This is a genomic window from Inquilinus limosus (assembly GCF_051487185.1).
Taxonomy (GTDB): domain Bacteria; phylum Pseudomonadota; class Alphaproteobacteria; order DSM-16000; family Inquilinaceae; genus Inquilinus; species Inquilinus limosus_F.
This window is the reverse complement of the sequence record NZ_JAHVDK010000015.1, coordinates 159,116-173,587: the sequence shown is the minus strand read 5'-3', so window position 1 is coordinate 173,587 and position 14,472 is coordinate 159,116. Positions and strand designations below refer to the sequence as shown.

The window sequence follows — 14,472 nt, the reverse complement described above, 5'->3', positions numbered from 1 at the left end:
TCAGCCGCACGGCGCGCGAGGCGGTGGCGATCCGCTGGCAGTAGTCGACGCCGGGCTGCGGCGCCTGCAGCGCCTCCTGCTGCGTCGCCCGGGCGATCGACATCTGGATCTCGACCAGCTCCGCCAGCACGCGCAGATCCGCCGCCCGCTCCTCCTGCGGAGCGGCCGGGGCCTCCGGGGCCGGATCGGTCTGCGCCTTGTCCATGGAACGTATCATGAACAGGATCGCAGATTAATACAATTGCACAATGTGTTTACATCGATCCAATGCCGGCTCGACGGCAGGCTGGATCGTCTCCACCCCGCAGGCCCCGCGTAGCGTCGCCAGCCGCGCGCTTCCGGACAACGGGGCCGCTGCTTCCAGACAGCGCACCGGCACCAGTGCCGCCGGTGATAGGAAATCGGCTCCGATCAGAACCGGTTCGTGCCGCTGCCAGCGGTATTCATGTATAGGTAGGAGATGCGGATGATGTGGGGGCGTCATGTATTTGTCGCGAATCAAAATCGAGAACTTCCGTAACTTCTGTGACCTTGACGTGGCTCTCGGCGGCAACGTCGTAATCGTCGGCGAGAACCGGGTCGGTAAAAGCAATCTGCTCTTCGGCCTGCGGCTAATCTTCGACCCTTCGTTGCCCGATAGCAGCCGGCAACTCGGCCTCGCCGACTTCTGGGACGGGCTCGGCGCGATTGACGCGACCACCAAGATCACAATCTCGGTTGAGATCAAAGATTTCGACGACGATCTAGATGTCCTCGCAGTCCTCACCGACTACCGACTCGACGATGATCCCGACACCGTCCGGCTCACCTATCAGCTGCGGGCACAGACCGGGCTTGAGCGCGCTCCGGCAAGCGATGACGATTTCGCCTTCGTCTGCTTCGGCGGCGAGAACGAAGCTAAGCGGTTCGGGCATGACCTGCGCCGCCGCATCACCATGGACCTGCTGCCGGCCCTGCGTGATGCCGAGGGTGATCTTGCTGCCTGGCGTCGATCACCACTGCGGCCGCTGGTTGAGGAAGCGTTCATTGGCATCGACAAGGACGAACTTGCGGCGATTGGCGAGAAGATTGCCTCGGCGACCGAGGCGGTGATCGAGTTCGACGAGATGAAGAAGCTCGAGACCAGCATCGCCGAGTTGTTCCTGGCGATGAGCGGGACCAAGCAGGACGTCCGGCCCTCGCTCGGCTTCTCCGCAACCGACGCAACCCGCATCAATCGCCAGATCCGCCTGCTGATCGACGCAGGGCGGCGCGGCATTGCCGATGCGAGCCTCGGCTCCGCCAATCTGATCTTCCTCACACTGAAGCTGCTCGACCTCCAGCGTCTCATCAACAACAACAAGCGCGACCATTCGTTGCTCGCGATCGAGGAGCCGGAGGCGCACCTTCACCCACACCTGCAACGCCTCGTCTACAAGCACCTTTTCGAGACGATCGTCGACGGCGGTGGCGCTGGTGAAGCCGAAAAGGGTGCAGCGGAGATCAGTCCGCTCTCGGTCATCCTTACAACGCATTCGCCGCATATCGCGAGCGTTGCGCCTCTTGCCTCGCTGCTGCTGCTTCGTGTCGAGACAGGCGCAGGAACCAGGGGCTACTCGACTGCGGAGGCCGACTTGACCGACGCTGAAACCGAGGACCTCACCCGTTACCTTGACGTGACCCGCGCCGAGATGGTGTTTGCTCGCGGCGTCATTCTTATCGAAGGAGACGCCGAGCGCTTCCTGATCCCAGCCTTTGCGGAAGAGCTGGGAGTCTCGCTCGATGAGCATGGCATCTCGGTCTGCTCGATCGCCGGGACCAATTTCCAGCCCTATGTGAAGCTGCTCTGCGCCCTCGGCATCCCGTTCTCGGTGATCACCGACTATGACGAAGTCGACGGCGTGCCACGCGCCTACAATCGGGCGCTCGGGCTGGTCAGCATCATCGACAAGGCACGCGGCGGCGACAATACCAATGACCTCATCGACGCGATCCAAGATCTGGGGACCCATGACGAGTCAATCGAAAGATGCGAAGAGTTCGGCATCTTCGTAAACTCGGACACACTCGAGATCGAGTTGTTCGGCGGCGACTATGCCACTGAGATGATCGCGACGCTGCGCGAGCACAATTTCAGCCAGCAGCGCAAGAATCTACTCACTGCGTGGGAAACCGATCCCGACACGGTCAACCGGGACATCCTTCTCAAGATGATCGAACAGATGGGAAAGGGCCGCTTCGCCCAGCGGCTTGCCACCCGTGTTCCGGGCAAGTCTGTGCCAAGCTATATTACCGATGCAATCAACTATGTGATCGGCCTTGTCTAACCGCGCCCTCTATCTTCGGGCGGCAGAGGACCTGCGGCTCAACGACAGACAATGGCAGGCGTATGAGTCCACCGGCCACTGCGTGCTGCTCGCCGGCCCCGGCAGCGGCAAGACCAAGACGCTGACCGTCAAGCTCGCACGCATGCTCAACGAAAATGTCGAGGAGCCGCGTGGCATTGCCTGCATCACCTACAACAACGAATGCGCCCGCGAGTTGGAGACCCGGCTCGATGCGCTCGGCATCGCGCCGAGCGGCCGCGTGTTTGTCGGTACCGTTCATTCCTTCTCGCTAACACAGATCCTCCTGCCCTACGCGAAAGCTGCACGTTTGAACCTGCCCGACGAGTTCACCGTCGCCACCCAGCAGCAAGCCCGCGGCGCACTTGAGCGAGCCTTCACGAAGGCGGTCGGTGGTCCTGAGAACCCGCAAGGCTGGCGCCTGCGCATGGATCGCTATCGCCGCCGTTTTCTCGATCGAACCAGGCCGGAATGGAAGACGGCCGATCCGACTCTGTTCAGGCTCGTCGAAGCCTATGAAGCCGAGCTGCGCAAGCTCGGCCTGATCGATTTCGACGATATGCCGCTGCTCGCGGTTCGCGCGCTCGCGCAGAACCCATGGTTGCAAAAGGCGCTTGTGGCCAAGTATCCGATCCTCGCCGTCGACGAGTATCAGGACCTTGGTGTCGCTCTGCACCGCATGGTGATGGGGCTCTGCTTCAGCGCCGGTATGCGCCTGTTCGCGGTCGGCGATGTTGACCAGTCGATCTACGGTTTCACGGGTGCGCACCCGGAACTGCTCCGTCGTTTGTCCGAACGCGACGATGTCGAGACAGTACAGCTCGGCCTCAACTATCGCTGCGGGTCGAGGATCGTGACAGCCTCGGAATACGCGCTCGGCGAGACGCGCGGCTACCGCGCCCCAGACAATGCGCATGAAGGCACGATCTATTTTCACCCCTGCACTGCCGGCTATGCCGGACAGGCGCGGCTATTGATCGAGGAGCTGATCCCGGAGATCCGTGAGCGGCTGCCCAATGTCAACCTCGGCGAGATCGCTGTCCTTTACCCGGCGGCATTCCTCGGGGACGAGGTGGCGAACGCCGCAGCTGCTAAAGGCTATTCAGTCATCCGCACCGACGGCAACGCTCTCTATCCGCGTGGAAGCCGATTGATGCGGTGGCTCGAGCAATGCGCCATGTGGTGCTGCGGTGGATGGCGGTCGGGGCAACCCCGCATTAGCCACGTCGTCAGCGAAGGCGCGCGCCTGTTCCACGAAACGCTGACCAGCGATGAGGACCGGATCGCCTTCCAGCGCGACCTGATCGCCGCGCTCTGGGATCGACGTGACGACATGCTCGGTCTACACGACTGGCTGGCCGCGCTTCGAATCGACATCATCAAGCCGCGGATCACCCCGGCCCGGTCGCTCGATGATGAGCTGGCTACCCTGGATGGCTTCATCGCCCGACTCGGCCCGATGGGTGACGTCGATGACCTGCTGCTCGGCGAGTTCGCCGGCATCGGTACCGGCCTCGGCCGCATCAACCTCTCGACGCTCCACAGTGCAAAAGGTCGTGAGTTCGACGTCGTCATCCTGTTCGGCATGGAAGAGGGTCGGATCCCGCGCAACAACCCCTCGGAGAACGACATCCGCGAGGCTCGTCGTCTCTTCTATGTCGGTTTCACCCGGGCGCGGCACGAAGTCCATCTAATCTTCGGGAAGTTCAACCCGTCCCGGTTCGTGACTGAAGTTGAGGACCGCCTCGCTGCCTCCTGAACTGCTATGTGGAGCAAATTGCGCTGCATTGACGTCCGCTAAACCGCCAAGACGGCCCGACACCGCCGCCAACGACACAGCCGCCTACTCTGCCTTTGCAACCGGGATGCGGAGAACGAGAGTGACGGGCATCGCCTTGAAAAACGTACACCACAAAGCTAGCCTAATGGCCCTCGCCAGCGCCCCTGGAACACTCGTTGGATACCTACCTCGAAATCGCGGCGACAATTCTGCGGGCCGAGAGGCGGCCTCTTAGTTCGCGTGCAATTTTGGCGGCGGCCTATCGGCATGGTTGCGTACCCGCTCATCTGTATGGCAAGACGCAGCATAAAACTCTCGGAGCTCGGCTCAGCGAAGACATCATCGCTCACAGAGAAGAAAGCTTATTCTTTCGAACGATGCCGGGGCGATTCTTCCTGCGCGAGTTTCTTGATGATAATACTATCCCCGAGGAGTTCCGCCAGCCGATAGCCGTCCGACGTCGAGTGCGCGAGCTGCTACGAGGGCCGGCGTTGGCGCTCAGCGTCGACGACTTGGCCGGGATCGCTACGTCTGACAGTCCAATTTCACCCGAGCGCGTGTTGAGACTGCTCCATAAAAACCGGTATCGCTACGATGATCCTAAAGATCAGCGACCCGACAGCGTATTTTTGTGGTCCTTTGTGGCAGTCCGTCGAGATTGCGAAGTTCTCACGTACAGGCTCGGGCGGTACCGGGACGATAGAGATACATTTATGTCCCGCCGGTCAGTGGGATTTTCCACCTTAGTAAGCCGAGAACAAAGTACCCTTTTCAATATTGAGGATTTAGGGATCGTCGAATCAGGTGTAAACGCTGCAAAGATGGATCTCGATGTACCTGTAGTAAGGCACTCCTCAGAAGCCACCCAATCGCAGGCATCTCTTACAAACTTCATCTGGGTGGAGCATGAGCGCGGCCAAAGCGATCTTCTCGCCGTAATTTCGTTTAGATGCCCAGACTGGTTCCATCCTGAGAGGCGTCGGCTATCCTTGAATGATGTGTCCTGGTTGGACATGAAAACTCCCGTAAACAACATCGATGATTTTGATCCTTGGTCGCGTTGCGTCTTAATGCACGGAGAATTTAACAAAATTCAATAATCGCCCGATATGATACTGAGGCAAGAATTGACTCGTCCGCCCATCATAATCCCAGCCCCGGGGGTCGCTTATGTAAGATCCCAGCTGGATACGAAGGATCACGGTCGCACTAAGCGCGCGCTCCAATATTTGTGTAAATTGTATAGGAGTGGCCATCGCCTTGCGAAACACGATCAGATCGGTGTCGAACAATCTATTGTTGGCATCCTATATACTCGAAAAGGCGATGAGAAGCTCCGAAGATGGGCTCTCAACGCTCTTGCTCGTTGTGGCACCGCGAGCTTAAGCCAAGAGTGTGTGCTTGGAATTTTAAAGGAATACCATGATCAGCCACAAACTGCGGCCGCGGCCATCGCGGCGCTATATCGCATGGAACCGGAAGCGACCAAAGTTATCGATGCCTTAGATATTTTTGATCCGCAAATGAGGACGCTCGCCGCACTGCAGCACGTTCCGCCACAAGCACTCGATTTGCGATCGTTACCCATTAATCTCGAGGCTGCTTCAGCTGATACTCTTAAATTGGGGCTGATCGTGGTAGGCCTAGATCGGGCACCAGCCAATCTATTTCATCCAAGGCACGGCAACGCAGATATCGTCAAAGCCCTTGGCGCTCACGATGATCCTATTGTAGCTCAATACACAGTGTGGGCGGTAGCCGAGAACGATAATCTGACAGTCGACGATCTTGGGATCCCGATATCTTCTGTTGAATCTCGGCCCGGCAACGTTCGAGGTTGGATGTATCGTGCGGTGGCTATGCACACTCCTTCTGCTGTGAAGTATCAGGACTACATTGCGAATGGCGCCGGAGACACCGATGCCGAAGTACGGCTTGGACTCGCGATAGGGTTGAAGGACACGTATTTTGACGGCTTGGAAGCGGTAGTGTTGGATTGGTACATCAACGAGGAAGATAGCGAGGTAAGCCAATCACTATTAGACCACATGGTGCGGCATTCCGACAAGTGCTATAATTACGAGCAATGTATAGTAGAGCGATATGAGAGCGAGGGCAAGAATTCACTCCTTCGCAGGAGAATGGAAGGTCTTGCTGCTCGAACGACCCTATATCTCAGGCTTATGCGAATATCCTATGATGGTTCCAGCGACCTTTTTAGGGGAGAAATTATCGTGAGTAACAACACGACGATAAATGGCGGCGTCCAAGCCGGCGCTTTTGCGATTGGTGGGAATGCGAGTAATTCGGCCGCAACACAGATTCACTACGAGTCGAAAACGGTCGAGGCGATTCAAGGTGAGCTAGCGAAGGCAATCCGCGGCGTACACGAATCAGGATGCACGCCAAATATCAAGGAAGAAGCTCTGGAACACGTTAGGGCCGCGCAGATCGATCCATCGCCCGACAAGATAACAAAGGCGATTATTACACTTAAGAAGGTCGAGGCGGCAGCGTCGCAGATTGCAGGAATTGGCTCAGCGGCCACCTCAATTGGAACAACAATCGTAACTCTAGGAAAGTTATCCGGACTCATTTCGTAGGGGCGAAGCCACTTGGATCGCGAAAGGCTAAGCATAAGGACGTAAATACCGGAAACACTGTCAGATCGCGCTGGATCAGCGATCGCCCCGGCGCAGACCTCGAATGAGGTCCGGTTTAGAGGCTCGCTTACGCGATGGGAAGATCCGGTCCGGAGGAGCCTCGATGGCCCCCCAAATGTCGGCAGAGGGGACCGGAGCAGCCTCCAGAGGTATCGCAAAGAGCCGCATGTGGACACTCGCCCCAATCCTATGTTCGCTATTTGTTCTTGACGTGATGCCGCATCACGCGGCATAGTTCAGGCACAGTCAGACAACTGCGCCCGCCCGGCCCCGCCGCGGCGGGTTTTTTCGTGCGAGGTCGACATGCGGAGGGGTGTGACGAGGCGCAAGCCGGGCTGGATCGGCTTCGCCGGGCAGCGCCGCGGCAACGCCAGGACATGGGCCATGCCGACAAGGCCCCGGATCCTGATCCTGTGCCTGGCGGCGGTGGCCGGGCGGCGGCGACGGGGCGAGCCCCTGCCGGAGCGGATCCGCCGGCTGACCGGCGCGGCCGAAGCCCGGCTGGTCCCCGGCGCCGCCACCGGCCGCGCCGCGGCCGAGCTGCGGCGGCTGGACCAGGCGTATCGGGACGTCCGCCAGGAGCTGGACGGGGCGGACGACGCGCCGGGCGAGACGCCGGCCGCCCTGCCCCCGCCCGACCTGGCGCCCGCCTTCGTGCCGTTGCTGGAGCGGTCGCGCTACAAGGGCGCCCACGGCGGGCGCGGCTCCGGCAAGTCGCATGTCTTCGCCGAGCTGCTGGTGCGGCGCTGCGTCGAGGCGGCGCCGGTGCGGGCGGTGTGCATCCGCGAGGTGCAGCGGTCGCTCGACCAGTCGGTCAAGCGGCTGATCGAGGACAAGATCCAGGCCCTGGGCCTCGGCCCGGCCTTCCGGGTGCAGGCCGACCGCATCCTGGCGCCGCGCGGCGGCCGGATCATCTTCCAGGGCATGCAGAACCACACGGCGGAGTCGATCAAGTCGCTGGAGGGCTACGACATCGCCTGGGTCGAGGAGGCGCAGGCCCTGTCGATCCGCAGCCTGGACCTCTTGCGCCCGACCATCCGCAAGCCGGGGTCGGAGCTGTGGTTCTCCTGGAACCCGGTGCGGCCGGAGGACCCGGTCGACGCGCTGTTCCGCGGCGGCCCGCCGCCGCCCGATTCCGTCCTGGTGCCGGTGAACTGGTCCGACAACCCGCATTTCCCGGAGGTGCTGAAGGCGGAGATGGAGTGGGACCGGCAGCGCGACCCGGAGAAGCACCAGCATGTCTGGCTGGGCGGGTATCGCCGGGTCAGCGAGGCGCGGGTGTTCAAGAACTGGAAGGTGGAGGCGTTCGAGACGCCGCCCGACGCCCGCTTCCTGTTCGGCGCCGACTGGGGCTTCGCCCGCGACCCGACCGTGCTGGTGCGCTGCTTCGTGCAGGGGCGGACGCTGTTCGTCGATCACGAGGCCTATCGCGTCGGCTGCGAGATCGACCGCACGCCGGCCCTGTTCGACACCGTGCCGGGGGCGCGGCGCGGCCCGATCATCGCCGACAGCGCCCGGCCGGAGACGATCAGCTACATGAAGCGCAACGGCTTCGGCAACATCACGGGATCGACCAAGGGGGCGGGGTCGGTGGAGGACGGGATCGAGTTCCTGAAGGCGCACGACATCCTGGTGCATCCGCGCTGCCGCCACCTGATCGACGAGCTGGCCCTCTACAGCTACCGCACCGACCCGAAGACCGGCGCGATCCTGTCCGAGCTGGAGGACCGCGAGAACCACGCCGTCGACGCCCTGCGCTATGCCGTCGAGGGGCTGCGGCGGGGCGGCTACGACAGCTCGATGAAATGGGTGTAGGGAGAGGGCGCGGGCCGCTCACGCCAGAAAATGAGTCCCCCTTCCCTCGCGGGAGGGGGTTTCCGATGCCAGGACCGGCCCGGACTTCGGCGATCCGGCTATCGCTGCGAGGCCTGTCCTCTGCTCATTCGCGCGCAGACGCGCGCAGACCCCTCCCCCTGTCCCCTCCCGCAAGGGGAGGGGGAGGATTAAAGGCATAGGTCGACACGAACGGCTGAGTCCTGAAACGGTCTCGCAAGCGGGAGAGGCAATCGGCCTCCGCACCCCGTAACCCGACGGCCGACTTCGGCGAACCGGGTGTCGGGGCCCCTGCAGGCCCGAACGGGAGATCCGGATCGTGACGTCCAAGCGCTTCCCTTCCCTGCCGGCCCTCGCCGGCGCCCTCTCCCTGCTCGCGGTCGCCGCCGGGCTGGCGGTGACCGGATCCTCCGCCGAGGAGGCGCGGCTGGTGCCGCCGCCCGCGGTCGACGAGACCGTCGCCCCCGGCACGACCTCGGAGACCGCGGTGCTGGCCGGCGGCTGCTTCTGGGGCGTGCAGGGCGTGTTCCAGCACGTCGAGGGCGTCACCAGCGCCGTCTCCGGCTATGCCGGCGGCGAGGCCGGCGCCGCGCGGTACGAATTGGTGAGCAGCGGCGGCACCGGCCATGCCGAATCGGTGAAGATCACCTTCGATCCGCGCCGGATCAGCTATGGCCGCATCCTGCAGATCTATTTCTCGGTGGCGCACGACCCGACCCAGCTGGACCGCCAGGGGCCCGACATCGGCCCGCAATACCGCTCGGCGATCTTCCCGGCGGATCCGGAGCAGGAGCGGATCGCCAGGGCCTATATCGACCAGCTGAACCGGGCCGGGGCGTTCGACGCCGAGATCGCAACCAGAATCGAGCGGGGCCGGGCCTTCTACCCGGCGGAGGACTACCACCAGGATTTCCTGGCCCGGAACCCGGCCAACCCCTATATCGCGATCCACGACCTGCCGAAGATCGAGGCTCTGCACCGCCTGTTCCCGGACGACTACCGCGCCGACCCGGTGCTGGTCGCGGCGCAGGCGGCGAACTGAGCGGCCGCCCCGGCTCGTCTCGCGGCGACAAATCGCCACTCGCCAGGACGGCCGTCTTGTCCGACCATTGCATAGTCAGGAATGCGCCGGCTGAAAGCCCATGAGAGACCGTTCGTAAATGCTACTGGCGCGGCCGTCTGACGGCGGTTTCTCCGCTTCCGGTGCTCACGGACCCAAACGTCCGCTGCGCGCCGGTTCTCGAAACCACCGCCAGCCGACTCACGCCAGCGCATTTCCAAACGGTCTCTGAGAGGACCGGCCGGCGGGCAAGGGACGGACGGATCTCATGGGGCTGCTGGGCGCCGGCCGCATCGCTCTCGGAGTCGGGGTGCTGCTGATCGTGGGCGGGACGGCGGGCCTGGCCGCTTACGCCTGGCGCCCGCCGATCGACCCGGTCGACCCGCCGGCGGCGGCGAGCTTCGACCCGGCGCTGGTCCGCAAGGGCGCCGATCTGGCCGCGATCGGCAATTGCGGCACCTGCCACACCACCCCGGGCGGCCGCCCCTTCGCCGGCGGCCTGCCGCTGCCGACGCCCTTCGGCACGATCCACAGCACCAACATCACCCCCGATCCCAACACGGGCATCGGGCGCTGGTCGGAGGCGGCGTTCCGGCGGGCGATGCGCGAAGGCGTCGACCGCCAGGGCCGGCATCTCTACCCGGCCTTCCCCTACGACCACTTCACCCTGGTGACCGATGAGGACAACCGGGCGATCTACGCCTTCCTGATGACGCGCCAGCCGGTGCCGGCCCGGGCGCCGCCGAATGATCTGCCCTTCCCGCTGAACCTGCGCGTCGTGCTGGCCGGCTGGAAGCTGCTGTTCCTGGAGGAAGGACCCTATCGGCCCGACCCGGCGCATGACGCCGTGTGGAACCGCGGCGCCTATCTGGCCGAGGGGCTGGCCCATTGCGGCGCCTGCCACACGCCGCGCAACCTGCTCGGCGCCGAGCGGACCAACCGGCGCTTCGCCGGCGGCGAAAGCGAAGGCTGGCACGCCGTGCCGATCGGCAGCGGGGCACCGGCGCCGGTGCCCTGGACCGAGGAATCGCTGTTCCACTATCTGCGTGACGGCTGGCACGGTCTGCACGGGACGGCGCAGGGGCCGATGGCGCCGGTGGCCGACAACCTCGCGACGGTGCCGGAGGAGGATGTGCGGGCGATCGCGGTCTATGTCGCCGCGGTGACGGGGCTGCCCGACGCCGAGGTCCGCAAGCGGGGCGAGGCCCTGGCGGCCGCCGCCGCGGCCCCGGCCGGTCCCGGCACCCGGCCGCAATCGGCGGGCAGCCAGACCATCGCCGTCGCCGACCCGGCGCAGGACCCGGGCGCCGCGATCTACGCCGCCACCTGCGCCAGCTGTCATGAGAGCGGTCGGGCCTCCCCCTTCGGCGGCCTCGATCTCAGGCTCAGCTCCGCCATCACCGCCGACAGCCCGGCCAACCTGATCCGCATCATCCGCAATGGCGTGCCGGCAAGGAACGGCACGCAGGCCCCGATCATGCCGGGCTTCGCCGCCGCCCTGTCGGACCGGCAGTTGGCGACGCTGGTCGGTTATCTGCGCGGCCGCTTCAGCGGCAAGCCGGCCTGGACCGGTGCGGAGGCCACCATCCGGGCCGCGAAGGACAGCGAGGTCGCCGCTGGGGCGGCCGCCAACCGGTAGGGAGAGGTCATGATCGAGCTCAAGGTCAACGGCCGCACGCACGCCGTCTCCGCCGATCCCGACACGCCGCTGCTCTACGTGCTGCGCGGCGAGCTGCAGCTCAACGCCGCGAAATACGGCTGCGGCCTGGGCCAGTGCGGATCCTGCACCGTGCTGGTCAACGGCGAGGCCGTGTTCTCCTGCGTCGTCCCGATCCTGCTGGTGGAGAACAAGGAGATCACGACGCTGGAGGGGCTGGGCACCGAGGACGCCCCCGGCCCGCTGCAGCGCGCCTTCATCGAGGAGCAGGCGGCGCAGTGCGGCTACTGCATCCCGGGCATGATGATGCAGGCGCATGCCCTGCTGCGGAAGACCCTGACCCCCTCGGACGCCGAGATCCGCCGCCATCTGGAGGGGCATCTCTGCCGCTGCGGCACCCATATGCGCGTGCTGCGGGCCATCCGCCGCGCCGCCGCGACGATGCGCAGCGCGGCGGCCGAGCCCCAGGGCCCGGCCGACCGGGAGACGGTGCTGTGAGCGCCGGCCCATCCCTCGCCCTGTCGCGGCGCGGCCTGCTGCAGGGCGCCGGCGGCGTGATCGTCAGCTTCGCCCTGGGCCCCGCCGCCCGCGCCCAGCAGGCGGCCGAGACGCCGCAGCTTGCCGGCGAACTGCCCGGCAGCCTGGCGGACGCGCCCTTCCTCGATTCCTGGATCCAGGTCGACCCCAGAGGCGCGGTCAGCGTCTTCACTGGCAAGGCCGAGCTGGGCCAGGGCATCGCCACCGCGCTGCAGCAGATCGCGGCCGAGGAGCTGGGCCTGCCCTTCAACGCGCTGACTGTGGTCGCCGCCGATACCGGCCGGACCGCCAATGAGGGCTACACCGCCGGCAGCCATTCGATGCAGGACAGCGGCACCGCCATCCGCAACGCCGCCGCCCAGGTTCGCGAGATCCTGCTGGGCGAGGCGGCGCGGCAGATGGGCGTGCCGGCCGACCAGCTGCGGATCGAGGGCGGCCAGGTGCTGGCGCCCGGCGGCAACCGCCGCTCTTTCGGCGGCCTCGTCGCGTCCGGCCTGTCGCTGCATGTCGAGGCCCGGCCCGAGTCGAAGCTGACCGATCCCGCCGCCTTCCGGGTGATGGGCCAACCGGTGCCGCGGATCGACATCCCGGCCAAGGTGACCGGCGGCGGCGCCTACGTCCAGGATCTGCGCCTGCCCGGCATGCTGCACGCCCGGGTGGTGCGGCCGCCCGGCTATGGCGCCCGCCTGGCCGCGGTGGACAGCGGCGCGGTCGAGGCCCTGCCCGGGGTGGTGAAGGTGGTGCGGGACGGCGATTTCCTGGCGGTGGTGGCGGAGCAGGAGTTCCAGGCGATCAAGGCGATGCGGATGCTGGCCGCGGCCGCGCAGTGGCAGGAGCAGGCGGCGCTGCCCGACCAGGCCCGGCTGCCGGAGGCGCTGCTGGCGCTGCCGGCCCGGGATTTCCCGATCCTCGACCGGCACGACGCCGTGGCCCCGACCTCCGACAAGGTGCTCGAGGCCAGCTATTCCCGGCCCTATCTGCTGCACGGCTCGATCGGCCCGTCCTGCGCCGTGGCGCAGCAGGAGGCGGACGGCCTGCTGACGGTCTGGACCCACACCCAGGGCGTCTATCCCGACCGCAGGGCGATCGCCGAGATGCTGGGCCGGCCGCCGGAGACGGTGCGCTGCATCCATGTCGAGGGGTCCGGCTGCTACGGCCACAACGGCGCCGATGACGCCGCGGCCGATGCCGCCCTGCTGGCCGTCGCCCTGCCCGGTCGCCCGGTGCGGGTGCAGTGGATGCGCGAGCAGGAGCACGCCTGGGAGCCTTTCGGCCCGGCGATGGTGGCCAAGACCCGCGCCACGCTGGACACTGCCGGCCGCATCGCCGACTGGAGCTACGAGGTCTGGAGCAACACCCATTCCACCCGCCCCGGGCCGGCCGGCAGCCTGCTGGCCGCCCGGCAGCTGGCCAAGCCCTTCCCGGCGCCGGCGCCGAGGCCGCTGCCGCAGCCGGAGGGCGGCGGCGACCGCAACGCCATCCCGCTCTACGCCCTCGCCAATGCGCGGGTGGTGCATCATTTCCTGCCGGACATGCCGCTCCGGATCTCCGCCCTGCGCTCGCTGGGCGCGCAGATGAACGTGTTCGCGATCGAGAGCTTCATGGACGAGCTGGCGCTGGCCGCCGGCGCCGACCCGGTCGCCTTCCGGCTGCAGCACCTGGAGGACCCGCGCGCCCGCGACGTGATTGCCGCTGCCGCCGAGGCCTTCGGCTGGGACCGCGGCCGTCCTGTCGGCGCCGGCCATGGCCGCGGCTTCGGCTTCGCCCGCTACAAGAACCTGGCCGCCTATTGCGCGGTGGCCGCCGAGGTCGCGGTCGAGCGCGAGACCGGGGCGGTGCGCGTGCCGCGCGTCGTCGCCGCGGTCGACACCGGCCAGGTGGTCAACCCGGACGGCGTGCGCAACCAGATCGAGGGCGCCGTGCTGCAGTCGATGAGCTGGACGCTGTATGAGAGCGTCGGCTTCGACCGCAGACGGATCACCTCGGTCGACTGGTCGACCTACCCGATCCTGCGCTTCAGCGCCGTGCCGGACAGCGTCGAGGTCCGCATCATCGATCGGCCGGGCGAGCCCTTCCTGGGCTGCGGCGAGACCGGCCAGGGCCCGGCCAGCGCCGCGCTGGCCAATGCGATCGCCGACGCCACGGGCCGACGGCTGCGCGACCTGCCGCTGACCGCCGCCAAGGTGAAAGCCGCGATCGGGGTGTGAGGAAGCCCGCCGACCATCAACCCCGGCCGGAAAATTATTCCCGCGTTTTGCGTAACCCCGCCCCCTGCCCGCTGCCGCCGTGAATGGGAACGGCCTAGCGATCCGCACCGTTTCCGACTCTGAGGTGCGATACAGGTACGGAGATGGCCATGTTGAAACCAGCTATGCTCATCCTGGCAGCGGCGCTGTCCTTGGCGGCGTGCGGCCGAGACCCTGGCACCCGGGCGCTCTCGGGCGGGGCGATCGGCGCCGGCGCCGGCGCCGGCACGGCCGCGATCACCGGCGGTAATGTCGGGACCGGCGCGATCATCGGCGGGCTCGGCGGGGCTGCCGTCGGCGGTCTGACGGATTGCCGGCAACTCGGGCGCTGCTGATCCACAAGGTCCGCCGTAGGTTTCCGGGGAGCGGCCC

Annotated in this window: 11 protein-coding genes; 10 read left to right on the top strand and 1 reads right to left on the bottom strand. The window is 65.7% G+C overall.

Annotation, left to right across the window (positions count from 1 at the left end):
- The coding region (locus KXR53_RS18825) for a hypothetical protein (protein ID WP_437376790.1) at window positions 1-205 on the bottom strand (205 nt) is incomplete at its 3' end.
- 277 nt (window positions 206-482) lie between these two features.
- On the opposite strand from KXR53_RS18825, the gene KXR53_RS18820 reads away from it, so the two are divergent.
- From KXR53_RS18820 to KXR53_RS18775, 10 genes are all read left to right on the top strand, one after another.
- Entirely contained in the window at window positions 483-2,306 is a 1,824-nt protein-coding gene (locus tag KXR53_RS18820; RefSeq protein WP_437376789.1) for an ATP-dependent nuclease, read from the top strand.
- Window positions 2,299-4,083 carry an ATP-dependent helicase gene (locus KXR53_RS18815; protein ID WP_437376788.1) on the top strand — a complete coding sequence of 595 codons (1,785 nt, stop codon included), beginning with the start codon at window positions 2,299-2,301 and terminating at the stop codon, window positions 4,081-4,083. Before KXR53_RS18820 ends, KXR53_RS18815 begins: the two co-directional genes overlap by 8 nt.
- 197 nt (window positions 4,084-4,280) lie before the next feature.
- On the top strand, window positions 4,281-5,204 hold the full coding sequence (locus KXR53_RS18810; RefSeq protein ID WP_437376787.1) for a winged helix-turn-helix domain-containing protein: 924 nt from the start codon (window positions 4,281-4,283) through the stop codon (window positions 5,202-5,204).
- Window positions 5,205-5,573: 369 nt separating this feature from the next.
- Window positions 5,574-6,707: a hypothetical protein gene (locus tag KXR53_RS18805; protein ID WP_437376786.1), complete on the top strand. Its 1,134-nt coding sequence runs from the start codon at window positions 5,574-5,576 to the stop codon at window positions 6,705-6,707.
- Between the two features lie 444 nt (window positions 6,708-7,151).
- Window positions 7,152-8,582, top strand: a complete 1,431-nt coding sequence (locus tag KXR53_RS18800) for a PBSX family phage terminase large subunit (RefSeq protein ID WP_437376785.1) — start codon at window positions 7,152-7,154, stop codon at window positions 8,580-8,582.
- A 337-nt stretch (window positions 8,583-8,919) separates the two neighbouring features.
- Window positions 8,920-9,642, top strand: coding sequence for a peptide-methionine (S)-S-oxide reductase MsrA (gene msrA, locus KXR53_RS18795; protein ID WP_437376784.1), 723 nt, complete (start codon window positions 8,920-8,922; stop codon window positions 9,640-9,642).
- A gap of 286 nt (window positions 9,643-9,928) precedes the next feature.
- Window positions 9,929-11,299 carry a c-type cytochrome gene (locus KXR53_RS18790; RefSeq protein WP_437376783.1) on the top strand — a complete coding sequence of 457 codons (1,371 nt, stop codon included), beginning with the start codon at window positions 9,929-9,931 and terminating at the stop codon, window positions 11,297-11,299.
- Window positions 11,300-11,308: 9 nt separating this feature from the next.
- The gene (locus KXR53_RS18785) at window positions 11,309-11,815 is read left to right on the top strand and encodes a (2Fe-2S)-binding protein (RefSeq protein WP_437376782.1); all 507 of its coding nucleotides are present in this window, start codon (window positions 11,309-11,311) and stop codon (window positions 11,813-11,815) included.
- Entirely contained in the window at window positions 11,812-14,061 is a 2,250-nt protein-coding gene (locus tag KXR53_RS18780; protein WP_437376781.1) for a molybdopterin cofactor-binding domain-containing protein, read from the top strand. The genes KXR53_RS18785 and KXR53_RS18780 overlap by 4 nt, the downstream gene beginning before the upstream one ends.
- Window positions 14,062-14,210: 149 nt before the next feature.
- Complete coding sequence (locus tag KXR53_RS18775) at window positions 14,211-14,435, top strand: hypothetical protein (RefSeq protein WP_437376780.1); 225 nt, start codon at window positions 14,211-14,213, stop codon at window positions 14,433-14,435.
- Window positions 14,436-14,472 lie beyond the last annotated feature (37 nt).

Excerpts from the sequence above, each read along its gene's own strand:
- KXR53_RS18785 (WP_437376782.1), top strand. The coding sequence starts at position 11,309 with ATGATCGAGCTCAAGGTCAACGGCCGCACGCACGCCGTCTCCGCCGAT.
- KXR53_RS18820 (WP_437376789.1), top strand. The coding sequence starts at position 483 with ATGTATTTGTCGCGAATCAAAATCGAGAACTTCCGTAACTTCTGTGAC.
- KXR53_RS18800 (WP_437376785.1), top strand. The coding sequence starts at position 7,152 with ATGCCGACAAGGCCCCGGATCCTGATCCTGTGCCTGGCGGCGGTGGCC.
- KXR53_RS18775 (WP_437376780.1), top strand. The coding sequence starts at position 14,211 with ATGTTGAAACCAGCTATGCTCATCCTGGCAGCGGCGCTGTCCTTGGCG.
- KXR53_RS18805 (WP_437376786.1), top strand. The coding sequence starts at position 5,574 with ATGGAACCGGAAGCGACCAAAGTTATCGATGCCTTAGATATTTTTGAT.
- KXR53_RS18790 (WP_437376783.1), top strand. The coding sequence starts at position 9,929 with ATGGGGCTGCTGGGCGCCGGCCGCATCGCTCTCGGAGTCGGGGTGCTG.